This is a genomic window from Paenibacillus shunpengii, from assembly GCF_042684905.1.
GTDB lineage: Bacteria > Bacillota > Bacilli > Paenibacillales > Paenibacillaceae > Paenibacillus > Paenibacillus shunpengii.
The window spans coordinates 1,465,409-1,490,982 of sequence record NZ_JBHUMJ010000002.1; the positions used below are offsets into that span (position 1 = coordinate 1,465,409).

The window sequence follows — 25,574 nt, forward strand, 5'->3', positions numbered from 1 at the left end:
AGAGAGTTATTTAAGTTGTGTTATTTACGATTTTTCTGAATCGAAATCATCGGCCTCTTAAGCATTACCCAATAAGCCTGCGATACTGTGTGTATTCGCAGCTGTAGTTTCAGATGTTCCCGAGCCATGCTGCAGCTGATACATTTGATAATATCGGCCGCCCTTCTCCATGAGCTCGTCATGAGAGCCGCTTTCCACAATTTCTCCTTTATGCAGAACCAGAATCTGATCTGCATTGCGGATCGTCGATAGACGGTGCGCAATGATGAAGGTTGTTCTGCCTTTTTTCAATACTTCAAGAGCATCTTGAATGATGGCTTCGGTTTCAGTATCAATATTTGCTGTCGCTTCATCGAGAATCAGGATCGCCGGATCATAGGCAAGTGCTCTGGCAAAAGAGATCAACTGACGCTGCCCTGCAGACAGGGTGCTTCCCTTCTCAACAACCGGTTCATCAAACCCTTGTGGCAAGTGAGCGAGCAGCTGCTCTGCGCCTACATCTCGGAGGGCTTTGACGACGGTTTCTCTCGCTATTTTCTTATCCCCAAGACTGACGTTGGAGGCAATGGTTCCTGTAAAGAGATAAGGGTCCTGAAGTACAATTCCCATATGCTCACGCAGCCATTGTTTAGGAAGCTCTTGCACATTCTTGCCGTCAATGGTGATTGTGCCTTTCTGCGGATCATAGAATCGAAACAGCAGGTTAATGATTGAGCTCTTGCCAGACCCTGTGTGACCGACCAGGGCAACGGTTTGGCCTTGCTTTGCTTCGAAGGAAATATTTTTAAGCACATAGTCTCGTTTGTAAGCAAAGGATACGTCCTTGAATTCTACATTTCCAAGATACCTCGGCATCGAACCGTCGGTGACATTCTCGCCTTTTTCATCCATAAGTTCAAACACACGGCCTGCGGATACCATGGAGGAATCGAGGCTTGCGAGTTGATTGACCATGCCTGTAATCGGCTGGAAGAGACGTCCGAGAACATCAACAAAGGCATATAAGACACCCAGTGAAATTATGCTTGTGCCGTCAATGGAGCCTGCACCGAAATAGAGCAGAATGATAGCAAAGGCCAAATTACGAAGAACGTTAACCAGGTTATGGGAGGTGAAGGCGTTCAGATTCAGCATTTTGTTCTGATGCTTCATATAATCTTCGTTCAATGCTTCAAATTCCTCATATGTTTTCTTCTGGCGCCGGAACACTCGGATAATGGACATGCCTTGGATGGATTCGTTGATCATCGCATTGATCTCACTTAAGCGGGAGCGGATCACCGTATTGTATTTAGTCGCGAATCTCCGGTACAGCACAATCCAGGCAATAAGGAGCGGAACGACAAACAACGAAATCAGTCCGAGCCTTACATCCAGAATAAAGAGGGCAATGTACACTCCAATCATGTTAATTATGCCTGAGAAGAAGTTGGAGAGAACAGCGACAAATAAGTCTTTGACTGCTTCTGTATCGTTCGTAATTCGAGAAACGACCTTGCCTGCCGGCAGATTATCAAAAAAATGAACCGGTAGCCTTTGGATATGAGCATATACATCTCTGCGCAGGCCTTGTATGACCTTGTTCGCTGAGGATTGGAGCCAGTAGGTCTTCCCAAATTCCATGACGATGGCAACGATCAGGAATACAAAGTACAGTCCAATCAGCTTGTAAATTCCAGGCAGCTCGGGTTTGTAAAAAGCGAACAGCTCACTGGCACTAAGCGGGGTGGCTTGGTATGTTGCCGTTTCTTCACCTCTTGTGATGGTCATCTCACCGTTGGAGTATGAACGATCTCCCCCTTCAATAGTGACAGGCTCATCGATCAGGTAGAAGGTGCGTCCGCTCTGGAGCACACGAATTTCGTCCCCGCGAGCCTCACCCTCTTCGAATCGATCACCGCGTTTATAATATTGATCATTATACAAGACAGACTCGTCTCCGGGTGCAGCTTCATAATAAGGCTTCTCAATGGCAAGAACGTGATTGTCAATCATGTTTTTGGCAATGAATGGGCCGGCCAGATCAGCTGCGACACCAATAGCGAGCATGATTAGAGCCGCAATAAATGTCCCTTTTGATTTTAGTGCATATTCATATAATCGTTTAGCGGTGCTTTTTTTCATAGGATCGGTACACCTCCTTAGCCTTCTAGATTAGATTCGACTTGCTGTCGTTCATATTGTTCGCGGTACCAGCCATTCTGCTGGATTAACTCATCATGCGTGCCTTGTTCAGTAATGATACCTTGGTCCAGCACGACGATATAGTCTGCATGCTCTACCGCTGATAGGCGATGGGTCGAGATAAGTGTCGTTTTGCTATCACGTTTGTTACGGATATTCTCAATTATCCGGGCTTCTGTTCTGGCATCGACCGCAGACAAGGCATCATCGAGAATAAGAATATCCGGGTCGGAGATAAATGCTCTTGCCAGAGACACACGCTGCTTCTGTCCGCCGGATAGGGCGATGCCTTTTTCACCGACTAACGTATCTAGCCCATCCGATAATGTGCCAAGATCACCATCAAATGCAGCTGTTCGAATGGCCTCCATAATGACATTATCCGCTGCTCCCGGTCTTCCGAATTGGATGTTTTCTCTTACCGTTTTGGAGAACAGAATTTGTTCTTGAGGTACGTAGCCGATCCAGCTGTGCAGCTGATCTTTGGTGATGTCATCAATCGATGCCCCGCCGATGAGCAGCTTCCCTGATCCCGAAGGATACTCATGCAGAAGCTGTTTTAGCAGGGTCGATTTGCCGCTTCCTGTACGTCCGACAACACCGAGGGTCTGCCCTTGTTTAATCTTAATATTGATATTGGTCAGATTGTCTACCGTTGAAGTAGGGTAGCGGAAAGTTAGCTGTTTCATTTCAATAATATCAGGCTTATTTACGTGAACGGGCTGCTCTGCATCCTCGACGTCAGGTTTGACATACAGTGTCTCGTTTACCCGGTCAAGAGAGGCGTTGCCTCGCTGCATAATATTAATGAGTTCACCAATAGCAAACATTGGCCAGATCATCATCCCTAAATACATATTGAAGGATACGAGATCTCCCAGCGTAATCTCATTCTGGAATACAAGATAAGTACCATATCCAAGACCGATAATATAACTGAGTCCAACAAACAAGCGAATGGTCGGCTCAAAGAAAGCATCGAGCTTAGCGACCGCGAGATTCTTGCGGTATACGTCATCGGTAATATCGTTAAAACGTTTTTCATCATGACGTTCCTGCACATAGGCGCGAATGACACGAACACCAGCTACGGATTCAAGAACCTGGTCATTCATATCTCCGAATGCATCCTGTGCGAGCGTGTATCGTTCGTGCACTTTCTTACCGTAGATCATCATGGCAATCGCTATAAAAGGCAGTGGAAGAACTGCGGCTAAGGTCAGTTTCCAGCTCACAAGGAATCCCATTGCTAACAATACTGTAGCGAGATATGCAGTAGAGTCTGTAAGTGTCAGCATTCCGAAGCCTGCAGTCATGGCAACAGAACGAAGATCATTCGTCGCCTTCGCCATCAAGTCGCCCGTACGGTTCCTCTCGAAGAATGGCGGCGTCATTCGAAGCAGGTGCCCCATATATTTTGAACGCAGAAGCTTCTCCACAAGATTGGCCCCGCCAAACAACTTATGCATCCATACATATGTAATGAGGTAGATAATCAACAGCATGCCGAGAATAAAGAAAATATAAGTGAGGAGAGAAGACCAAGTAATCGAGCCGGTAACGATGTCATCGACGGCGATGCCGAGTACTCTTGGAGGAACGAGTTCTAAGACACCAACGAGAATAAGCAGAAGCATACCGACTGCGTATCGCCTTCGTTCTTGCTTGAAATACCAGCCTAAATTTTTTAATACAGCAAACAAGTAAATCCCTTCCTTTCCAATCTGAAAATGTGACACGACTCTTCTTCTAGCAGTGAAAATACCGATTGAAGCGACAAAAAAGGCACACCGCTTTCGCAAACGGTATGCCTTATTATTTATCAGGTTCATACGCAGCAAAGTCACGTGCGTGAGCAGAACTGCGGGTGAATTCATGTAGAAGTGCATTCAAATAAACATCTTAAAACGTATGAATTAGCTTCCAGTTACCAGGCTGCTCTATATGAAGTTGTCTGAGCTGTAGTGCGTAATCATTCAGAATAATCATAAGAGTCACCCTTTCATTTGGAAATTAATTCGTTAGGAATCGTATGAGAGGATATTACCACTGGACTAAATATCTGTCAAACTTTTTTCACAATTTGGACGTTTCAAATAAAGTTTGACAGCCCATTGATGCAGATCTGTCATTTGTAATCTAAGCCCAGGAACGATATGATAATATAGACACAAAACGATGAGGAGTTGACCTTTTGAATGAGCATTCATGTGACGGAATCAGCCGCAAATTGGTACAAAAAAGAGCTGGGTGTCAAAGATGGCGAAGCCATTCGCTTCTATGCCCGTTATAGTTCGGGCGGCGGGCTTCATCCGGGCTTCTCACTCGGTATTTCAGTCGAACAGCCAGAGTATCCGGTGGAGAGCACAGAGGTGTCCGGTATTTTATTCTTTATGGAAGAGCACGATCATTGGTATTTGAAAGGACATCGTCTGGATGTGGGATATATTGAAGCAGAAGACGATATTATATACCGTTACGAAACTGAATAACGCATGAATTGGATGGTTTACAGCGATTATGCCTATGAGGGAGGGGACGATGAGGTGACTTCTGCCAAAAAAGATATGGCCCAATATGTTGCAAGCAAATCCATGATTACGGTGAAGGCGGCAATAGCCGTAGTAAATGATCAAGGCCATATTTTGCTCCAAGAGCGCGCAGATGATGGTCTATGGTATATGCCCTTAGGTGTAATGAAGCCAGGTGAAATGCTGGAGGATACAGCATATCGTGAGCTATGGGAGGAGACGGGGCTTACTGCGGAAGAAATGAAATTCGAAAGGCTCCTCTCTGGACCCGAATTCAAACGTGATTATCCTTCCGGGGACGAGGAGTACTATGTGATTGGAGTCTTCAGAGCCCAGGGAGTTCTGTATTCGGAACTAAACTATAGCTCAATGCAAGAAGGACCCATGCGTTTTTTTGCATTAAATGAAATTCCCAAGCTTTCTCCAGTTACCGCTCGTGTACTGTCCGATTATTTAGATTTAACTGAATTGAACTAAAGAACAGCTTCTCCTAGGAGGGGCTGTTTTTTTGTGAAAATGTAATAAGGATAAGCTAGCATAGAAAAGAGCCGCATTTAGCGGCTCTATTTTATTTGCGAAGTTCCACTTACTAAGCCGGGCCTGTTGTAAAATCATTGTTTTCCAAGGCGAATTCAAAGTCCTCGATATCATATACTTGTACAGGTACTCCAGCTTCAATGATACGGCCAATCCATTCAACCTGATCTGTGAGGAGTGGCTGTTGAAACCGTTGGGCGGTGAGTAGCAGCTCTGTTTCAATCGGGTCAAAAAACTCTCCGTACTGAGCAGTGTCCATAGCTCCGACAATAATGATCGACACATGATCATCTAACGGGATTGAAGCGCTTTTTGCCCAGGGTACTTGAAGTGCCTTACTTATTTTTTTTCTATTAAAGGGTTCCTCAAAATAAGAAATAAGTTCTCCGATTTTCTGTTTCACATGCTGATCTTCTTGGGGAGACTCCATTAAAGGCTCTGTGCTGGATTGCAATTCATACAATTCCAAGACCGTGGTATAAGGGATGAGGTATTCTACAGGCGCTGAAGGCGCCAGCAACTGACCATAAATTGCGACCATCACGGCTTCAGTAACCAGTTGTCTTGGCATAGCTTATCCTCCTGCTGCAACTATGTATTTTGCTTTTTGACAATTGATAAGAGTATATCACAGTTTAATGGGGTCCATAAACAGCTATATTAGTTCACGAAAAATAAGCAAGGGCGGTCAACTTCATCGAGAAGCAGGATGGCCCTTGCTTGGTTATGACTTACCAATGAGTAGAGAGAGAATACCCGCTGCAATCAAGGGGCCAACGGGAACACCTTTAAACAAGGCTACACCGAGAACGGTTCCAATCAGCAATCCGGCCACGACGGTGGGTTGACCACTCATTAAGAATGCACCTCGTCCTCCAAGATAGGCAACAAGCATTCCGACAGCGATGGCGGCAAGCGATTTCCAATGCATGAATGAGGATAATAGGGTATCGATGCTAATCTTACCACTAGCCAGTGGAGTCATGACTCCAATTGTCAAAATAATAATTCCGACGGTCAACCCGTATTTCTCAAGCCATGGAAAAGCCTGCTGAGCTCCCGTAATCCGGATGAGCAGCAGTACGACAACGGCAATCGTAATTGGCGTATTATTACTAATGATGCCAAGAGCCGCAAATCCGAGTAATAACAGGGACGTCATATCCATTTTGTTCATCTCCCTACACCGTTAAGATCCCATTTTGTCTTTGATATGCTCGGCGATTAATCTTCCATGCCATCTGCCTGATTCAATAAACACTTCATTCGCATTCCGGCCAGAAGCAATGACCCCTGCTACATAAATTCCAGGAACACTACTTTCCATTGTTTCCGAATTATACAGTGGTTTATCCAGATCATCGGACATGGATACACCTACTGAGGTGAGGAGCTTTCGATCCGGTCTGAAACCTGTCATCGCTAATACGAAATCGTTAGGCAGCTCAAAATCCACCCCTTCATTCGGAGTGACAATGACACGATCTTCAAGAATCTCGGTTACCCTTGATCCGAGATGCAATTTAATTCTGCCTTTGGAGACCAAACCTTCAAATAAGGGACGAACCCATGGCTTGATGTGTTCTGAAATGCTATGTCCACGGTATACCATATCGATCTCGGCATCTACACGAGCCAGCTCCATCGCCGCATCTACGGCAGAATTACTTCCTCCAATAATGGTGACCTTTGTCTTGGTATAAGGATGGGCCTCCCGAAAGTAATGAGTGACTTTGTCTAATTGTTCTCCAGGTATGCCGAGATAATTAGGGTGGTCGAAGTATCCTGTGGCGACAACCACATTTTTTCCTTCGTAATAGACCGTCTCGCCAGTTCTGTTTTTGGAACTTACACGGAACCCTTCTTCTTCCAGAGGACGGATCTCATAAGCTTCTTCATACAGTGAAATCTCCAAATTATAGTGTGCAGCTACTTTGCGGTAATAAGCTAGAGCTTCATAACGATAAGGCTTGTCATTTGGTGTACTGAACGGAATATCTCCGATTTCAAGCAGTGCAGCCGTACTGAAGAACTGCATATTCGTTGGATACAAGTAGATCGACTGCACCACATTGTATTTTTCTATAATTACAGAGGATAGTCCCTGTTTACCGCACTCAATGGCTGCAGATAAACCGCAGGGTCCTCCTCCGATGATAATGACGTCTTTCATCATGCTACATTTCATCTCCCTTTTCTGCTCCAATCATGTTTTTCAAGTATTTATTATCGTACCGTATTCTGCTGATGAATACCAGTAATTCGAAACCACTCTTAATTCAAGTTGACAATCGAGAAGCAGAAGAATATTATCTAATTAGATAAATATCAAATGTTATAATCATCAAATTAAATGGAATAGACTCGGCTCAATAAATATGGTGGAGGAATAGTTATGCAGCTTGATAAGATTGTAAATTACCACAAGGCACTCGCTGATCCAAATCGGATGCGAATGATGCTGTTATTATCTCAAGGTGAAATGAATGGACAAATGCTTGCAGACAAATTAAATCTTTCCCAGCCTACTGTAACGCATCATGCTGCCAAGCTGAGAGAAGCAGGACTCATTAAAGAGCGAAGGGACAAGAATACGATTTATTTTACACTTTATCCTTACCTCATTAAGGAGCACGCAGAAGCATCACTACATTTCATATTTAAGGGAGAGAGCCAGATGGTGGAAACAGACAGCAAGCAGAAATTGAAGGATTCCGTTATGAAAAATTTCTTTACGAAGGAAGGTAAGCTTAGATCTATTCCCGCTCAATACAAAAAGAAGCTTATTGTACTTCAGCATCTTGTAGAGCAGCTTGAGAAGGGAAGAAAGTATCAGGAGAAAGAAATCAATGAATTTATCAAACCGTATCATGAAGATTATGCCACGATCCGCAGAGAATTTATTATGCATGATTTCATGTACAGGGAGGAAGAAATATACGAGGTTAATCCGACAGAGATGTGGACGAAATGGGAGAACGTCAAATAATTAGGTTTGACATAACAATGTACCATCCTGTAATATATGGAAAATGATGAAGGAGGCGATATCTATGAGTAACCTAATGATGAATGTATATGTTGTTGCTTGTAACTATCGTCTCCCGATCGGACAACAATCATCTCAGATTTAATTGTTTCAGCTGTCTTCTATGGAAGAGCTGTCAATTCATCAGATGATGAAGATCCGTATGGGAGTATATCCTGTGCGGATTTTTTATGTGATACTCCTAATTCTCATGTTGAGGGATGCTCGGCTTGAATTGGAGGATAATGCCGCAGGGATATATCCTGCGGTTTTTTGTTTGCTTCGGGAGACCTGTTTGAGTTAAAGAACACCCAATTAATGGAGGTAGAACATTTGAAGAATGAGATTCAGAGAACAGAGTTAATTGAATTTGGCTGGACTGCATCATGGGATCAGAAGTGGGAAGACGTGATGAGCACATTCAATCATGCTGAGAAAGAAACACTCCGGCCTGCTCGAATTACAACAGACTACGGACAGAAGTACGGCATCTTAACAGCGGAAGGGAATAAGTTCGGAAGCTTGTCAGGAAAGGCGAGAGCCCTATTTAGCGAGGGGAGTAAGCCAGGTGTGGGTGATTGGGTTATCGTAAAAACATATGGCGATTATGACGATGCTTTGATTCATGGTGTACTTGAACGAAACAGCGTGATTTCAAGACAGGCCGCCGGTTTTGAAACCAAAGAACAAATTATTGCTGCCAACGTCGATACCTTATTTATCGTGTGTGCTCTTAACGGAGATTACAATTCAAGAAGGCTGGAGCGGTATCTGATCATGGCTTGGAATAGCGGGGTTAATCCTGTCATTGTACTGAGCAAAAGTGATCTATGCGAGGATCTCTCTTCCTATCTGACAGAAACGGAAGCCATTGCTCCTGGCGTACCCGTCATTCCTGTATCCGCTCATTATGGCTTAGGGAAAGAAGCCTTGGAAGTCTACACGGACTCCGGTAAAACGGTTGCGCTGGTCGGCTCCTCAGGCAGTGGAAAATCGACCATGATTAACTGGCTCACAGGTGAGAGTCATCAGATGACTCAAGAGGTCCGGGAGGAAGATAGTAGAGGAAGACACACAACGACACACAGGGAAATGTTTACACTCCAGGGAGGCGGTATTCTGATTGATACCCCGGGCATGAGGGCCTTGTCAATCTGGGATGATGGAGAGGGCATCTCCCGTACCTTTGAGGATATTGAACAGCTCGCACAGCAATGTCGATTCACTGATTGTCAGCATCTAAAGGAGGTCGGCTGTGCCGTGAGGGATGCAATTCAAACGGGAGAGCTGGAGACGAAGCGGCTGGAAAATTATCACAAGATGCTGCGAGAAATTCAGTTTCAAGTCAAAAAAGAGGCTGTAGCTGCAAAAAAGAGCACTAGAAATGCGAAGCATAGTACGACTCGTGACAAAAAAAGTGGCTGGCGTAAAGAAATAGAAGATTAAGACTGCGCTTATCCATACGGCAGTGCATAGGATGAAACAGGAGGAATGCACAATGCCAAATTATCGTATTATTGTTGATCTGTCTGATCATCAGTTGTATCTGCTTGATCATGATGTTGTCGTTCGAGCTTATCCCGTTGCGATTGGTGCAATGGTTACACAGACACCGGTTGGAGAATTTACAATTGTCAACAAGCAACCCAATCCGGGAGGGCCATTCGGGGCTTTTTGGATGGGTTTGTCCAAAGCTCATTATGGAATTCATGGGACCAATAACCCTTCCTCAATTGGACAGAATGTGTCCCATGGATGTATTAGAATGTACAATCAGGATGTGCTTGATCTGGAGAGCAAAGTTCCTGTTGGCACAAGAGTGACCATAAGACCGTAGGGTGATCTGACAAGGGTATTCGCTCTATGGCGACTACCCTGATCATGAAATTCGTTCAGGAGGAATGAAAAATGATCATTAGACAAGCTGTATTTGAAGACGCAGCGGCCATTGCTAGAGTACATGTGGATAGCTGGCGAACAGCATATAAGGGAGTTATCAAGGAAGAGGTCCTAGCCGGGTTATCCGTGGAACAGAGGACGATGAATTGGCAGAGACAGCTGGGTCCCGCACTTGATCAAACAGCGGTGTATGTAGCGGAGACGAAGGAAGGGGACATCGTTGGATTTGCGAGTGGGGGACCGAGCCGAACCCAATGTCTTCCCTATGAAGGTGAATTATACGCGATATACATATTAGACAGCTATCGAAGGCAAGGAATCGGATTGCAATTAATGCAATCGATCGCGGTATTTTTACGGGACCAAGGGCATGATTCTATGTTTCTATGGGCGCTTAAGGATAACCGGTATCGAGCATTTTATGAAAAATGGCACGGGATTGCTTCTGGAGATAAACTCGTTCAAATCGGAGGCGAAGACTATACCGAAATTGCATACGGGTGGGATCAACTGGATAAGTTCATACAGTTCAAACAAATGTAAGGCGGCATTAAGCCGCCTTATTTGCATAGATATACGGGGAGGTTATTACATAGCAACCTATTTATACCGAGCAGTCTGATTAATCTTCCAGTTCTTCCTTTTTCTTTGCACGGAATCTTCTGACCTTCATCAGATTTCCACATAGCTTGTCATCACAATAACGCTGGCGCCGATTTCGTGTCTCATCATAAAAAATCCAGCGGCAGTTCTCATTATCGCAAATTCGAATTCGAGAGGGATCTTCTTCGATCACCGTTTTGGCAAAATCGATAACAATATCCGCTAAAATATCATCCCAGTCAAGGATGCTGCCAGCATACGTCAGCTCTAACCCTTCATCTTGCTTGATGATCTCAGGAAATAGACATTTTTTATGCATTATTTGGTTATAAAAATCAATATCCTCATCCTTCAGCATTTCTCCGCGTGCAAGAGAACCAGCAGCTTCGATTAGACTGTCTCTAAGCTCGAGCATTCTTTGTCCTTCTGCAGCACTTGGTTCCTGTATGTGGATATATTGATATCGATCCAAAAAAAATTGCTGCCATTTTATCTGCATCAGTCGATCCTCGCTCTGCCCATGACCCTTCCAGTCATGCCATAGACTGTTTGCAAAATCGGTCCAAATTCGTTCCATTCTGTTCATCCTCCAGCTGAATAGGCTGTTATCAAATAAATTTGTTGTAACCTTTAAATTTTGAATAGAGGGTTACATATATGCTTTTTTCGTTTATATTTATATTGTAACCTGGAAATTGGCATTTAACTAGTTACACGATTGAAGGAGGATGAATCAATAATGAGCTCTTATGGTTTGAAATCTCTATTGCTGCAGGTCGCACAGAATGAAAACAACGAATATTGGTATGTTCCGTTATCCAAAGCATTAAGTGGATTATCCGCTGAGATGGGTGCTTGGAAACCGGGTGGGTCAGTGAACACGATTTGGCAAACGTTAAACCATATGAATTATTACAATCAGAAGATTCTGAACAAGTTAACAGGAAACAAAGAGGCAAAGGATGGATTAACGAATATAGAAACGTTTGGTTCTCCTGGTGATCCGTCAGATGAGACCGCATTTGCTGCAACTTGTCAGAAGGCAGAGAACCTATACTCACTTATTCGGAAAGAGCTTGAGAACATGGAGAAAAAGGGATTGTCTCCAGAGGGAATGGGAACTGTGGATCAGACTTTTTTGACAGAAGAGCTACCGCAGTGGGTACAGCATGATGCTTATCACATCGGACAAATCGTACTTATTCGTAAGTTGCGCGGGGATTGGAAAAATAATCAATAGCAAATTGGTTTACAGCTGTTTTGAAATGACAATTTATGGTTAATTCTGGTGTACCGGATCAATAGCGGGAGATACAGTCATGCCGGACTGAGAAATAAAGAATAGGAGGCTGTTACCTATGTCAACGTCCATTGATCGATTTATCCTTCATAAATTAGACAGCTGTAAGGAAGAGAATACGAGAGAGCATTTGCTTGAGTTATTTATGATACGCATCGAAATGGCGGCCAGAACTGAGGAAGTGATGAAGCGCAGGAAGTCTGTTTTTATCAACTAGTTCATTGTCGTTATGTCAACATAAAAGTTTATCTACGGTTTTTCGGAGGAACCTTCTACATAGGAGGTTCTTTCTTTTTGGCATAAACACGGTAGGAAGTCAACAAAAGATACCTGATGTCAACACCCTCCACTATAAAAGCGATGGACCCTGCTCCTATAATCAACTTGAAGGAGGAGACGGCATATGCGAATTAACATCAAGCAATTTATTCGAAACATCCCGCTTCATCTTATGATCCTGCCGGGACTTATTCTCGTCTTAGTTTTCAGTTATATCCCTATGGCGGGGCTTGTTATTGCATTTCAGAATTTTTCCCCGATCGCAGGCTTCAAAAATATGAACTGGGTGGGTCTCGATAATTTCAGGTATTTGTTTGATTTACCAGGCTTCAGTCAAGTGGTATGGAATACAGTATTTATCTCCGTAATGAAAATAGTCGCAGGACTTGTTGTCCCTGTCCTTGTGGCTTTGCTCTTAAATGAGGTGAGAAGGACTGGATTTAAACGAACCATTCAAACCATTATCTACATGCCTCATTTCTTCTCGTGGGTCATACTGGCCAGCATTATTGTCGATGTATTGTCACCCAGCAGCGGAATTGTCAATATGGCTCTTAAAGCCGTCGGGATTGACCCCATACAATTTCTTGCTAGTAATGAGTGGTTCCCGTACATATTAGTTATTACGGATCAATGGAAGGAATTTGGGTTTGGAACGATCATCTATCTGGCCGCATTAACAAGCATAGATCATTCCTTATACGAAGCTTCTGTTATTGACGGAGCGGGACGATGGAAGCAGACCTGGCACATTACACTTCCAGGAATCCGCCCGATTGTCATTCTGATGGTGACACTGAGTCTCGGAAATGTTCTTAATGGAGGATTTGATCAAGTCTTCAACTTGTATAATCCACTTGTATATGAATCAGGGGACATTCTAGATACGATGATTTACCGGATCGGACTTCAGGATGCACAGTACTCTGTATCTACTGCACTGGGTCTTATCAAATCGGTTGTTTCGTTCGTCTTTATCGGACTTGGATATTATTTGGCCTATCGTTTTGCGAATTATCGGATTTTTTAGGAAAGGAGGCCCTTACAACATGCATCATACGACCAAAGCCTATCGCTGTTTCATCCTATTTAATTACGTCATCTTAACCATCCTTGCTCTACTCTGTTTATTTCCGATTGTAAACATCCTGGCGATTTCCTTCAGCTCAAGCGAAGCGGTAAAAGCAGGGAGCGTGACCTTCTGGCCCGTTGATTTCACGCTGTCCTCCTATCAATATATATTGGAGCACCAGCAGTTTCTTAACTCCTTCGGCACAAGTCTGCTGCGAGTCGTGCTGGGGGTTCTGGTTAATCTCGTCTGTACAATTCTTGTAGCCTATCCCTTATCCAAGGAAGCCGATAAATTTCGTTCAAGAACGGTATACGCCTGGATCTTCGTTTTTACCATGCTGTTTAGCGGCGGGTTAATTCCTGGATACTTAATCGTCAAAGAAGCAGGTCTGCTGGATTCCATATGGGCTCTAATTCTCCCTGGAGCAGTGCCAATCTTTAACGTATTGTTGATGCTGAATTTCTTTCGCGGGCTGCCCAAAGAATTGGAGGAAGCCTCATGGATGGACGGCGCAGGTCATCTGCGGACACTCTGGAGTGTATACTTGCCGATCTCCTTGCCAAGCATCGCCACAGTAACACTGTTTGCACTGGTCGGTCACTGGAATGCGTGGTTTGACGGAATGATCTATATGAAGAGTCCGGAAAATTATCCGCTTGCAACCTATCTTCAGTCCATGCTTCAGCAAGTGCAGACGATATCCACGGACAGTATGACCTTTGAAGATGCAGCACTTTTGAATCAAATTTCAGATCGCACAACACAAGCATCTCAGATCTTCTTGTCCGTCATTCCTATACTGCTTATTTATCCGTTCCTTCAGCGTTATTTTGTACATGGTCTTGTTGTAGGTAGCGTAAAAGGGTAAGATTCCAACAGGGAGCAGCAGTTAGCAGTAAAGGGGCCGTTTTCCGGCTCTTTTTTGCGTTAGGAGAGGAGCAGATGTTACCTTGAGAAGGTTTTTTGCGATGTGGAAATCAAAATCAATCGTAGTGAAGCTGATGGGTGCGTTTGTACTCGTTATTTTACCGTTATATTTCATCAGCATCATGATTACAATGTCCAGTTCTGCACAAATGCAAGCTGAAGTGGAGAGGGCCCACGAGTCCAAGCTCCATTTCTACCATAGTCATCTTGAGTTTGAGCTGCAGCGGATGACCGGGTTGGTCAACGAATATACCTTTGACGACACGATGTCCACCTTGAGTACTCGAATACCGATCATGAACACTTACGAAGTTACCTCAAATTTGAACGATATCCATAACAAGCTGAGTCAAATCAAAGAAACAAGTCCTTATATCAGCGATGTTGTCTATTATGTGCCCGCTCTGCATAAGAGGGTCAGCGCGGTTGACGGCATTCGAAATGTGGAGGACGCGGAGTGGAAGAACCTTATCGATTCTATGGGGAATCTGCATGGCGCTTTATCTCATGTTGGCGAGGAGTTATACCTCCTTCGCAGCAATCCTTACAATATGAATCGTGAGGAAGCTCCCAATTTCTTACTCGGCATCCGGCTCTCCAGCGATGAGCTGAAACGCCGGCTTCAAGAGTTTTCCGAAACAGGAGGGAGTGAGATCACTTTGTCCTTCGGACAGGGCAATCAGGTGGTGATCCCATCTACGAATCAGGTGGCAGATCTTAAACAAAGCTTACACACCTTGGATGCATCCCAGCCAGCCCAGAGCATCACACGATATGATACAGAGGAAGCTTTCCATTACTCACTATTCGACCGTGAACATTACTTTACATTAACAGCAAGCATTCCGCATCAAGTTCTTAGAGCACCAATGGAAAAATATACGCTGTGGCTGTGGGGTCTAACGATACTGTCTATTGTTATCATTTTTATCTTCTCCTTCTCCGTGTATAAATCCATTCATAAACCGTTGTCCGTACTGATCGGAGGGTTCAAGACGGCAGAACAAGGGCAGACAGGTATTCACATTCCTCATTCTAGAAGAGATGAATTTGGTTATTTATATTCTCGGTTTAATGATATGCTAAAACGCTTACATATTCTGATTGAAGAAAACTATGTTGCCCGAATTCGGACGAGTGAAGCGGAGCTCAAGCATCTTCAGTCGCAGATTAAGCCGCATTTTTTGTATAACAGCTTCTTTAATATCAAGCAAATGGCAGAGGTCGAGAACGTTGAGCTGATTCAGGAATTTACTGATTATTTGGGACAGTATTTCCGCTATATGACGAGAGATTCCAAGCCAGAGGTCTCACTGGGGGAAGAGATTGATCATGCACTTGTATACCTGGCCATTCAAAATATCCGTTTTGGTTCGAGAGTTACAGCCATTATCTCTGATATCGAACATCAATTTAGAAGTGTGACGGTCCCGAGAGTCATAATCCAGCCTGTAATCGAGAATGCATACGAGCACGCCTTGTCCAAACGGATCCAGGGGGGTGTGCTGAAAATATCATATATGAATGATGAGAACCAGCTGCAAATTTGCGTTGAGGATAATGGAGAGGCTCTGACAGATGAGACCTTGAGCACATTGTCTGAGAAATTATCACATGCAGCACATCGGCATGATGGTGAAGAAATAACGGGACTCATCAATGTTCACGAAAGATTACGCATTCAATTTGGCAATGCTTACGGACTCAGCGTGAGCCGCAGCCCGATGGGAGGTCTGCGAGTTACTTTCAACTTACCATTCAAGGGAGAAGATAAATGATGCATCGAATGCTTATTGTAGATGATGAACCTCTTATTTTGGACGGTTTATATACCTATTTTCAGAAGGCAGAGATCAGTGAATTAGAAATTATTAAGGCACATTCTGCGATTGAAGCCATGGATTGGCTGAACATGGTCAAGATTGATATTGTACTCAGCGATATTTGTATGCCTGAAATGGATGGAATGGCTCTAATCCAAGAGATTATGGAGCGCTGGCCGCGCTGTAAGATCATATTGCTGACAGGTCATAACGAGTTTGAATATGCTCATCAAGCGATTCGTAACCCATGCGTTGTCGATTACCTGCTGAAAACAGAAGGAATGAGTCAGATCCGTAAGGCGGTAGACCGGGCTATGCAGCAAATTGAGGAGGAGAACGACTTTCGATATCAGACCAGCTGGTTTCGAAACAAGCTTCCGCGGGCTTTACCCCAGCTTCATAGACAATTATTAATAGACATCATACAGAGAGATGAGAATCTCGATTCCAGCAGTTTACAGGATGAGTTCGATGCGATTCAGCTTCCATTTGATTCTACCGAATGGGTGCTGCCCATTATTATACGTGTGGAGGAATGGAACAACTATGAGACAGGCTCAGATCGAAGTCTGATTCGTTATGCAGCGGCGAATATTGCTGAAGAGTATTTGCAGGATAAGTCACGAGTGAGAGCAATTGACCTGGATCATCAGGTCATCGCCTGTTTTGTTCAAATGAAAGATCGTATGGTGAATCCTTCGCCGGATGAAAAGTGGGTACGAACACTGCGATTTGTGCATGGAACGCTTGAAACCGTACAGCAGTCCATCGCCAATTGTCTCAATATTTCGGTATCGATCATGGTCAGTGAGCAGCCTGTGAGCTGGGTAAAGCTTAGTCAGGTCATTGCTCAGCTTCGTCTATCCGCGATGGAGGGGCCGGGTCAAGGAATGGAGAAGCTGCTGCGTGTTGACATTCATAATGAAGTTAGTCACACGCCGCTGCTGATGAACAAGCTGGCTGTCGCATCCCTTCATTTAGAGCAGATTAAACAGAGGGTGACGACGAGAGATAAGGATTGGAGTGAGTCCTTCCGCAAATGGACGGATACAGCATCCGAGGGACTTGAAGATCCGTTTGTTCGAATGAGAATATACACAGCTGCAGGAAGCTGCTTGCTGGAAGTTCTGCAGGAGCTCGGCTTGTACGAAGTGGCTATGAAAGAGATTGATCTGTCTCAAATGCTCCATTTTAATATACAGACTCGGTGGCCGGATATCGTTAGATTCTACCAATCCTCATTTGAGTGGATCGCATCCAAGAGAAGTGACAGCCGAATTACAGACCAATCTCAAATACTGATTGCCATTCATGCTTATATCAAAAATCATCTGGAGGATGATCTCTCGCTGACTCGGATTGCCCAGGAAGTATCATTAAACCCTTCATACTTATCGAGGTGGTATAAGCGAATTACGGGGAAAGGCATTTCTGACTATATCTATGAAAAAAGAGTGGAGCGAAGCAAGGAGCTGCTGCTGGGGTCCACATATAAAATGCATGAGATATCAGCCAAGGTGGGCTTCAGTGATCAGCATTATTTCTATCGCTTCTTCAAGAAGGCGATCGGCTGCACACCACAAGAATATCGAGATCAAAAAATCTGATCCGACCCTAAATGGTAAATAAAAGATACCGGATGTAAAGACGTACCACTCGCTCATGTCAGCGCTTTCTTAGTACGATGTGTATATACCTCAGGGGAGGAAATAAAGGGGGATTCGCATGGGAATGTCATTTAAGAAAATAACAATGTTATCGATGTCTGTCGTGCTTACAGCAGCGCTAGCTGCTTGTTCATCCGGATCAGGAAGTACAGAGGCGGAATCCACACCTACGACACCACAACAGGATGCAGGAGGTCCGCTTACCAAATATGATCCGCCAATTAAGCTGAGATCCACGATGAACGAGACGGGAAAAGAAACTTTAGCTGAAGGTGACACTCATACAGATAATATCTGGCTTAGAGGCTATAAGGATGAGCTCGGTATTGAAGTTACCTATGACTGGGTTGTAGCGGATGCCAACTATAATGACAAGATGAATGTTACGCTTGCCAGCGGTGATTTGCCGGATGTCTTGAAAGTGAGCGCGGTGCAGTTTGAGCAATTGTATGAAGCCGGCATGCTGGAAGATTTAACCGAGGTCTATGATAAATACGCTTCCGATCTCGTTAAAGAGTTTCTGTCAGCGGAGGACGGTGCGGGTCTGAAGCCTGTAACTAAAGATGGTAAGATCTACGCGATGGTGAGCTTCCCAGGTTCCTTGGATTCCTCGGATATGATCTGGATTCGTCAAGATTGGCTTAAGAATGTAGGTCTTGACGCTCCACAATCCATGCAGGATGTCATTGAAATTGCAGAGGCCTTTACATTTAACGATCCAGATGGAAACGGCAAACAGGATACTTTCGGTATTGCACTGAACAAAGATCTGCCGATTAATGGATTCTTGCTTGGCTACCATGGTTATCTTGAAACATGGATTAAGGACGAATCCGGACAAGTCGTGAATGGTACAATACAGCCTGAAGTCAAAGAAGGTCTGCAAGAGCTCCAAAGATTGTACAAAGATGGTGTTATTGATCCCGAATTCGGTGTGAAGGATTTCGCAAAAATGATGGAGGACGTCAATGCAGGGAAGTCAGGTATGTTCTTCCTGCCGCAATGGGCACCATTCCAAGTCAGCGGGATGATCAAGAATGACCCTAATGTCGATTGGCTTCCATACCCGGTTCAATCCATTGATGATCAGCCGGCCAAGACTCAGAACCATCTGACGCTCGGCGGTATATTCGCTGTACGTAAAGGATATGAGCATCCGGAAGCACTAATTAAGCTGCTGAACTTCCAAGCTGAAAAAATGTTTGGAGAAGCGGCGGAGACAGAGCGTGCGGACTATCTAAATGGTATGACAGGACTCGGCTTCCAGAATGCAACCGTATCCAATCTCCCTGCTAACAAGAACGTGCAGGCTCAGGATGAGGTTGAGAAGGCACTAGAGTCAGGGGATACATCAGGACTTGGTCTTGAGGCGAAGCTGTTCTATGACGATATTATGGATTATCGTTCAGGTAACCTGGATAAATGGCATATGGAACGGATCTTCGGACCTGAGAGCTCGCAAGGAGTAATTAAGCACTATCGTGATAACGATCTGATTGTTATGAACGAATTCATATATGCACCAACCAAAACGATGAACACGAAATCAGCAACACTGGATAAACTGAGAGCAGAAACCTTCCTTAAGATTATCTATGGTAATCTGCCAATCGATGAGTTTGATAATTTCGTTGCCAACTGGAAGAAGCTCGGCGGAGATGAAATTACGAAGGAAGTGAATGAACTGATTAACGCAAGTAAATGATGAATACAAGATTCAGACCTAACCAATGAGATTGATGCCAGCAAGCCACAATACGATTTTTGCGTATTGTGGCTTTGTCATTGCTGGATATAAAAAAACACTATCCCTTTTAGTAAAGGGATAGTGCCAGCGTGTCGTCTTCTCTGATACTGTGGAGAATCGCCTCGCTTCCGATAATTTCAATACTGATTAATGTATGCAAACATTTTTGTAAAGCGCGCTTACCATTATTAATCTTATCTTCTAATGCGCTGCTTAGCAGCTTTAATGTTTTTTGTACAGGTTGCTTGTTCTCAGCATTAAAATAAACCGGAATTTTTTTGTTTTGGAAAAAGATCAATGTTCTCATTAGAAATCACCTCAACTAGATTACTAGAGTTGTTTCATGTTGCTAATTCTAAATAACGTTGCTTAAAATTACCTTAAAATTAGCTTATGGAAACATAAAGATGATAAGTGTTTGAAAATTGTTCACAAATGAGAGGGGAGTAATGACATCGAATTGTACAAAAACCTGAATAGAATAGGAAACTATAATATATCAGAATTTTGAGGGATGACAGCAAAAATGTCGGATTTTCACATTGTTGAAATGGTAAGGTAACGAAAAGCTGAGACTATGGTAATAGAGTCGGTTGGATTATATAGGTATTTCGCTTTAAAAATGCATAGTTAAGATTGCAATAAAGGGTCTTCTGTTAGAAAATATGGTAGATTAATAGTAAGGCAATTCGCCAAAATGTGTATAAAAGGATTTAGGACGATGGACATAGCTAAAAAGGGTGTGATGGGATGATTCTGACAGTCGTTCAGTCAAGACGAGAGGGAGAATGGATTGATATTGAGGTTCCAGATGAGAGCACCGTCCAGTATTTCAAATCTGTACTTTCTGTACGCATATTCAACGAGCCTCCTCAAGAGAATGTTCAATATATATTGGAAGCTAAATTCCCGGAAGGCAACTGGTTTACGCTGCCTGACGCAAAACAATTAACGGAAACAGGACTGAGAGAAGGGAACTTTGTCCGTTTGCAAAAGGCTTTTTCGACAACGGAAAGCGAAGCCCCTGTACATGGAAGAAGATTGCTGTTTCAAAATAAAAATTCAGGGTAATAAGTCGAGATTCAAATGTGAAGCGCGTTTATGCCTTTTTGAAGGGAGGAAATTTCTTGAACGTGTTATATCAGCGTTCTCCAAGAATGAAGGAAGTGCTCAAGAAGGAGACACTGGAGATTCTGCGTCCTCCGATGGAGCCTAGTAAGCCTTCTTTCTCGATCATTTCATTAATTATACCACTCGTCATGACATTGGCTACAGTGGGAGTTTATTTCTATTTGAGCCGTACTGGCCGATTGGGCAACAGTAGTTTCATGACCATTCAAATGGTCATGATGACGGTAATGCTCGCAACGTATACGATTCCTTTCTTTGTATATCTCAGTAATAAGAAAGAATATCGTAAGCGGCTCGCTGAGAGAGAAGAGATGTACACGTCTCAGCTTGCGAAGCATCGTGAAGAGCTTGAGAAAGAAGCCGCAAGACAGGTACAGATCACCCATGAAATTCATGGCGATCCAGAAGTGTGCAGTCAGATCGTTAAGAACAGACACAGCTCTTTGTGGGAGCGTTCACCGGATGATGATGATTTTCTGGCCGTACGCGCCGGTATCGGTGCTGAACCTTTTCGAATTACAATTGCTCCTCCAAGATTCGATGGTTATGAGCGGGAACCTCTGATTGAGGCTGCACATCAATTGGCTGAGGATTTTGTTAATGTTGAAGGTGCATCCATTGCACTGCCCATCTACGAGTCTAAAATTGTAGGTATTGTAGGTGATCGTGAGGACGTCTTGTCTATGCTGCGTGTAATTATTACACAGATTACGACAAGACATTCGCCGGATGAGGTCAAGCTGGCTGCTTTTTATGAAGAAAAAGAAGCAGATGAATTCGAATGGATGCGCTGGTTCCCTCACATTTGGGATGATGAACGCGGACAGCGGTTTATGGCGGACAGACACAGCGGTGCGCATCAGCTGGCAGATAGTCTGTACACGACGCTGAACCGCCGTAAGAATTCCAGGAAAGAGCGGGGTAAGAAAGGGCCGGACATTCCGGTGTATGTGGTTCTAATGTCGGAGCGTGACATTATTGAAGAAGAGCCTTTGCTGCCTCTGATCCTGGAAGATCCTGAAGCAATCACAACTTGTACGATTATACTGGCTTCCCGCAAAGAGCATTTGCCAATGCATTGTCAGCTCGTGGTGGAGGCTCGGAAGAACGAAGGAAGCTACTCCAAGAAGACCGAACAGGCGGATGTCGTTCATCAGACTTTTGTACCCGATCGAATGACACGGTCCGAGGCGGAAATTTGTGCTCGAAATATGGCTCCGCTTCGATTGAAGCGATCCTCTGCTTCCGAAATACCTCCTCTGCTGCCTTTATTCGACATGATGGAAGTATCCAGAGTGGAACAGCTTGATGTAGCAGACAGATGGTCCCGGAACAGATTTCCTAATACATTGCCGGTACCCATGGGAGTCAGAGCTGGCGGCAAGAGAGTGTATCTTAATCTTCATGACAAGATCGAGCGTCAGGGACACGGTCCGCACGGTCTGATTGCCGGAACAACAGGATCGGGTAAGAGTGAGGTTATCCAATCGATCGTTGCATCTCTAGCCTCCGAATTTCACCCTCATGACTTGGCGTTTATGCTGATCGACTATAAGGGCGGTGGGATGTCTAACACATTTGAGAAGCTGCCTCATGTAGTCGGGACGATTACAAACCTTGACCAATCACTAATGGAAAGAGCAAAAATATCACTTCGTGCAGAACTGGTACGTCGACAAAAAATTCTGAATGATGCTGGAAATTTGCAGCACATCGATGAGTATTATAAATGGCTGGGTTCACACCAGGCTGAGCCGCTGCCGCATCTTGTCATTATTATTGATGAGTTCGCACAGCTGAAACGGGAACAGCCGGAGTTTATGGATGAACTGATCAGTATAGCTGCCATCGGCAGAACGCTGGGTGTGCATTTGATTCTGGCCACGCAAAAACCTGCTGGTGTCGTTGACGATAAAATTTGGAGTAACTCCAGATTTAGAATATGTTTACGTGTTCAAAGCGAGGGAGACAGCCGGGATATGATCAAGATTCCGAATGCTGCCTGGATCACGAAGCCGGGCCGTGGTTATTTCCAGGTCGGCAGTGACGAAGTATTTGAAGAAATGCAATTTGCATGGAGTGGAGCTCCTTATACCTCACATACGGATGACAGTGCTTCTTCACTTCCCCTTATGGAAGTTAGATTAAATGGTAAGCGAGAGCCTCTGTTAACGGGCGAGAGAGTATCCATGATGCAGTCGGAGGGCTCCTCCAAGCAGCTTCAAGTCTTTATTGATCACATCTCAGAGGTAGCCGAGCAAGCGGGTATTGAGAGATTACAAGGTCCGTGGCTCCCTCCATTGCCAGAATTAATTCAATGGGAAGAGCTGGTTATGGATGGGGCAGTTTCAGAGAGCTCAGGCTCGGCCCTTACCGACCAGCTGGAACCGGTTGTCGGTATTGTAGATGATCTGACGAACCAGAAGCAGGTGCCCATGTCCATTAACTTAGGACAAGGTCATCTGGCTGTATACGGAATGCCTGGTCTTGGCAAAACAACCTTTGTGCAGACGATGATCATGTCGCTTGCCAGAAGCTGCAGCAATTGGCATGGATATGTTATTGATATGGGGAGAATGATGCGTGACTTTAGACAACTTCCGCAAATTGGTGGTGTGATGTCTGCTGAGGATGATGATCGAATTAAGCGGCTGTTTCGTTATTTAGCCAAAGTCTTCATGCAAAGAAGAGAATTAATTGCTGAAGCAGGGGTCAAGACGGTTACCTCCTATCGCCGAAGCACAGGACAAACCTTACCGCAAATTATCGTATGGATTGACGGATACTTATCCTTCCGAAATTCATACCCGGATGAGAATGAGCAGCTGGAGCTATTCTTGAGAGAAGGCGTAAGCCTCGGCATTACTTTTGTAGTCACGGCCAATCGTATAACTGACATTTTCGAGAAGATCAGAAGCAACATAACTAATGCGGTTTCTTTTGAAATGGCAGATCCCAGCGACTATTATTATGCGGTTGGAAGACCGGCACGTGTCCCTAACGGATATCCTCCGGGTCGTGGTCTTGTTAAAGGGCATGTACCTCCACTTGAGTTTCAAACGGTTCTGCCTGTAACAGGTACAGATGAGGCAGAGCGAGCGGACCAGCTAAGAGCTATGATTGGAAACGTTAATCATACGTACACGGGCTCGATACCTCAGAAGATAGATCCACTTCCTGAAGTCATTACACTTGCAGAAGTGCTGGAGAATACACAGCATACACGGAGTCAGGAGCAGAGAGATATTTATAATGTGCCCGTTGGACTCATGACAGATGACCTGGAAGTGTTTAATATCAGTCTTCGTGAAGGTCCGCATTTTATGGTTGCAAGTCCACTTGAGAGTGGTAAGACCAGCTTTATGCTGACATGGATGCTGTCCTTGGCATACCATTATAGTCCTGAGGAACTTCATATGTATTCGATAGATACGAGGTATGGGGAAGAAGGCTTAAGCCGGCTGTCCAATCTGCCTCATATACGTAAGAATGCTTCTAAGGATGAAGAGCTTGGTCCGTTAATACAGGAAGTATATGATACGGTCATGAGGCTTACAACTGATCGCTGTGGTCCTGAGATTGTATTGTTTATAGATGATGCTGATACACTGGCGAAGCAGATGAATGATTTTACGATGAAAGATCAACTCGCTGCTATTGTACGTCAAGGCAGAGATCGTGGTGTGCATGTAATCATCGCGGGAGTTGCCGCAGATTTCCCAACTTTCGGTGCCGACTGGGTAACGGATATTAAAGCAGCCCAAAGCGGACTGTTGTTCGGGACGTTGGACCCTAATGATTTGTCGTTCTTCCGGATTCCTTTCTCAGAATCGAATACGGGTTCCAATGGTCTGAAAGTCCTGCCGGCAGGACAGGGGTACTATGTAAAACGGAGATTTTCCAGGATTAAAGCAGCGCTGCCATGGAATAACAATATGGAACGTGCCGATTGGATCGAAAAAATTCGCGACCGATGGCATGTTGTAGTTTGAAGGGAGGTGGCTCATAATGTTGACGGTTCATCATTCCAAACAGAAAGTAGTAACACTGGAACAGAAGGAACTGTTCTTTCTGGCAGGGATCATAGGTTCTGATCGATTGCTTGGCATTGAGGACCCCTTTATAGGATATCTGACAGAGGATATCGTAATGGAATGGGAGAATACCAAAGAAGAGTTATTAACGAAAGGGTATTTGACCCGAGATCAGGACTCCAGTGAACTCATCATGACACCAACCGTGTTCTCAAGGGTGGCCATTGCAGGCTTATCCTCCAGAGCTTGTCGTTTTGAAATAAAGAAGAAGCGAGGAGCGAAATACAAGGGTTACCTGCACTGTACAAATGAACGCGTAGTGGAATTGATCCCGACACAAGAGGAGCCTTATACCTACCAGTTATCAGACCTGGGCGATGTTGAACAGGCCTGTAAATCGGTTATTAGCAAAATTAAATGGGGCACAGAGCACACAAAGAACGATATTCCGGCTTTGATGTTCTCGAAAAAACGCTTCTTTGAGATCGTGAATGATTCTCTTCTTGATGAAGAAACATTGACCGGCCGTTTGTCGGAGGCATGCTACGATGTACAGGGAGCAGCAGCTTTGGCTCAAACAATTATCCATCAAGAGACAGAAGGGGAGCTTCAACTGCTTGTATGGACTGGAGAAAAATGGGACTCGCAGTCTGCAGCTTTTATCTCGAGCAGCTCTATGAACTGGCTTTTTCGTATGAGTACTGTTGGTAAAGGCGACTGGCTTATCGCTACGCCGATGGGTCAAGGAGACTTTAAAGATATGCTTCTAGAGTGGCTGATACAGCCAGCAGATCATGAAGAAAGGTGATGTA

At 44.4% G+C, this 25,574-nt stretch carries 23 protein-coding genes; 16 read left to right on the forward strand and 7 right to left on the reverse strand.

Annotated features, from left to right (window positions below; all coding sequences use genetic code 11):
• Positions 1-57 precede the first annotated feature (57 nt).
• Together ACFSVM_RS06990 and ACFSVM_RS06995 are read right to left on the reverse strand one after the other, a co-directional pair.
• On the reverse strand, positions 58-2,124 hold the full coding sequence (locus ACFSVM_RS06990; protein WP_379261056.1) for an ABC transporter ATP-binding protein: 2,067 nt from the start codon (positions 2,122-2,124) through the stop codon (positions 58-60).
• A gap of 17 nt (positions 2,125-2,141) precedes the next feature.
• Positions 2,142-3,887, reverse strand: coding sequence for an ABC transporter ATP-binding protein (locus ACFSVM_RS06995; RefSeq protein ID WP_379262910.1), 1,746 nt, complete (start codon positions 3,885-3,887; stop codon positions 2,142-2,144).
• A 495-nt stretch (positions 3,888-4,382) separates the two neighbouring features.
• On the opposite strand from ACFSVM_RS06995, the gene ACFSVM_RS07000 reads away from it, so the two are divergent.
• Together ACFSVM_RS07000 and ACFSVM_RS07005 are read left to right on the forward strand one after the other, a co-directional pair.
• Positions 4,383-4,676: a HesB/YadR/YfhF family protein gene (locus tag ACFSVM_RS07000; protein ID WP_047909628.1), complete on the forward strand. Its 294-nt coding sequence runs from the start codon at positions 4,383-4,385 to the stop codon at positions 4,674-4,676.
• A gap of 3 nt (positions 4,677-4,679) precedes the next feature.
• Positions 4,680-5,192 (forward strand): NUDIX domain-containing protein, encoded by a 513-nt coding sequence (locus ACFSVM_RS07005; RefSeq protein ID WP_083655684.1) that lies wholly within the window; start codon positions 4,680-4,682, stop codon positions 5,190-5,192.
• A 112-nt stretch (positions 5,193-5,304) separates the two neighbouring features.
• Here the strand turns inward: ACFSVM_RS07005 and ACFSVM_RS07010 are convergent, their stop codons facing one another.
• From ACFSVM_RS07010 to ACFSVM_RS07020, 3 genes are all read right to left on the reverse strand, one after another.
• Positions 5,305-5,823, reverse strand: a complete 519-nt coding sequence (locus ACFSVM_RS07010; protein ID WP_076311062.1) for an ADP-heptose synthase — start codon at positions 5,821-5,823, stop codon at positions 5,305-5,307.
• Positions 5,824-5,976: 153 nt separating this feature from the next.
• Positions 5,977-6,420 (reverse strand): DUF441 domain-containing protein, encoded by a 444-nt coding sequence (locus ACFSVM_RS07015; protein WP_076311061.1) that lies wholly within the window; start codon positions 6,418-6,420, stop codon positions 5,977-5,979.
• 21 nt (positions 6,421-6,441) lie between these two features.
• Positions 6,442-7,425 carry a YpdA family putative bacillithiol disulfide reductase gene (locus ACFSVM_RS07020; RefSeq protein ID WP_076312506.1) on the reverse strand — a complete coding sequence of 328 codons (984 nt, stop codon included), beginning with the start codon at positions 7,423-7,425 and terminating at the stop codon, positions 6,442-6,444.
• A gap of 222 nt (positions 7,426-7,647) precedes the next feature.
• Here ACFSVM_RS07020 and ACFSVM_RS07025 point away from each other — a divergent pair, with 222 nt between their 5' ends.
• The 4 genes from ACFSVM_RS07025 (at position 7,648) to ACFSVM_RS07040 (ending at position 10,722) form a co-directional block, all read left to right on the forward strand.
• Positions 7,648-8,241, forward strand: coding sequence for a DUF2087 domain-containing protein (locus ACFSVM_RS07025; RefSeq protein WP_076311060.1), 594 nt, complete (start codon positions 7,648-7,650; stop codon positions 8,239-8,241).
• Positions 8,242-8,691: 450 nt separating this feature from the next.
• Complete coding sequence (gene rsgA, locus ACFSVM_RS07030) at positions 8,692-9,726, forward strand: ribosome small subunit-dependent GTPase A (protein ID WP_379262913.1); 1,035 nt, start codon at positions 8,692-8,694, stop codon at positions 9,724-9,726.
• Between the two features lie 52 nt (positions 9,727-9,778).
• Positions 9,779-10,117 (forward strand): L,D-transpeptidase, encoded by a 339-nt coding sequence (locus tag ACFSVM_RS07035; RefSeq protein ID WP_047909623.1) that lies wholly within the window; start codon positions 9,779-9,781, stop codon positions 10,115-10,117.
• 71 nt (positions 10,118-10,188) lie between these two features.
• Positions 10,189-10,722 (forward strand): GNAT family N-acetyltransferase, encoded by a 534-nt coding sequence (locus tag ACFSVM_RS07040; protein ID WP_379261060.1) that lies wholly within the window; start codon positions 10,189-10,191, stop codon positions 10,720-10,722.
• A gap of 79 nt (positions 10,723-10,801) precedes the next feature.
• Here the strand turns inward: ACFSVM_RS07040 and ACFSVM_RS07045 are convergent, their stop codons facing one another.
• Positions 10,802-11,359: a CGNR zinc finger domain-containing protein gene (locus ACFSVM_RS07045; RefSeq protein WP_379261062.1), complete on the reverse strand. Its 558-nt coding sequence runs from the start codon at positions 11,357-11,359 to the stop codon at positions 10,802-10,804.
• Between the two features lie 162 nt (positions 11,360-11,521).
• Between ACFSVM_RS07045 and ACFSVM_RS07050 the strand changes: the two genes are divergently transcribed.
• The 7 genes from ACFSVM_RS07050 (at position 11,522) to ACFSVM_RS07080 (ending at position 19,555) form a co-directional block, all read left to right on the forward strand.
• The gene (locus ACFSVM_RS07050; protein WP_379261064.1) at positions 11,522-12,022 is read left to right on the forward strand and encodes a DinB family protein; all 501 of its coding nucleotides are present in this window, start codon (positions 11,522-11,524) and stop codon (positions 12,020-12,022) included.
• A 118-nt stretch (positions 12,023-12,140) separates the two neighbouring features.
• Positions 12,141-12,299: a hypothetical protein gene (locus ACFSVM_RS07055; protein ID WP_177178615.1), complete on the forward strand. Its 159-nt coding sequence runs from the start codon at positions 12,141-12,143 to the stop codon at positions 12,297-12,299.
• Between the two features lie 186 nt (positions 12,300-12,485).
• Positions 12,486-13,391, forward strand: coding sequence for an ABC transporter permease (locus tag ACFSVM_RS07060; RefSeq protein WP_090722913.1), 906 nt, complete (start codon positions 12,486-12,488; stop codon positions 13,389-13,391).
• Between the two features lie 19 nt (positions 13,392-13,410).
• A complete protein-coding gene (locus ACFSVM_RS07065) occupies positions 13,411-14,301 on the forward strand; it encodes a carbohydrate ABC transporter permease (RefSeq protein ID WP_379261067.1) in 891 nt (296 codons plus the stop codon).
• Positions 14,302-14,401: 100 nt separating this feature from the next.
• Positions 14,402-16,138: a sensor histidine kinase gene (locus tag ACFSVM_RS07070; protein WP_379261069.1), complete on the forward strand. Its 1,737-nt coding sequence runs from the start codon at positions 14,402-14,404 to the stop codon at positions 16,136-16,138.
• The gene (locus ACFSVM_RS07075; RefSeq protein ID WP_379261071.1) at positions 16,135-17,790 is read left to right on the forward strand and encodes a response regulator transcription factor; all 1,656 of its coding nucleotides are present in this window, start codon (positions 16,135-16,137) and stop codon (positions 17,788-17,790) included. The genes ACFSVM_RS07070 and ACFSVM_RS07075 overlap by 4 nt, the downstream gene beginning before the upstream one ends.
• 118 nt (positions 17,791-17,908) lie before the next feature.
• Complete coding sequence (locus tag ACFSVM_RS07080; protein WP_379261073.1) at positions 17,909-19,555, forward strand: extracellular solute-binding protein; 1,647 nt, start codon at positions 17,909-17,911, stop codon at positions 19,553-19,555.
• Between the two features lie 109 nt (positions 19,556-19,664).
• Here the strand turns inward: ACFSVM_RS07080 and ACFSVM_RS07085 are convergent, their stop codons facing one another.
• The gene (locus ACFSVM_RS07085; RefSeq protein WP_076311052.1) at positions 19,665-19,904 is read right to left on the reverse strand and encodes a hypothetical protein; all 240 of its coding nucleotides are present in this window, start codon (positions 19,902-19,904) and stop codon (positions 19,665-19,667) included.
• A 443-nt stretch (positions 19,905-20,347) separates the two neighbouring features.
• Between ACFSVM_RS07085 and ACFSVM_RS07090 the strand changes: the two genes are divergently transcribed.
• The 3 genes from ACFSVM_RS07090 to ACFSVM_RS07100 are packed head-to-tail and all read left to right on the forward strand — an operon-like array spanning position 20,348 to position 25,570.
• On the forward strand, positions 20,348-20,668 hold the full coding sequence (locus ACFSVM_RS07090; RefSeq protein WP_076311051.1) for a hypothetical protein: 321 nt from the start codon (positions 20,348-20,350) through the stop codon (positions 20,666-20,668).
• Between the two features lie 56 nt (positions 20,669-20,724).
• Positions 20,725-24,720, forward strand: a complete 3,996-nt coding sequence (essC, locus tag ACFSVM_RS07095; protein WP_379261075.1) for a type VII secretion protein EssC — start codon at positions 20,725-20,727, stop codon at positions 24,718-24,720.
• Between the two features lie 16 nt (positions 24,721-24,736).
• Positions 24,737-25,570 carry a hypothetical protein gene (locus ACFSVM_RS07100; RefSeq protein ID WP_076311049.1) on the forward strand — a complete coding sequence of 278 codons (834 nt, stop codon included), beginning with the start codon at positions 24,737-24,739 and terminating at the stop codon, positions 25,568-25,570.
• Positions 25,571-25,574: the final 4 nt, after the last annotated feature.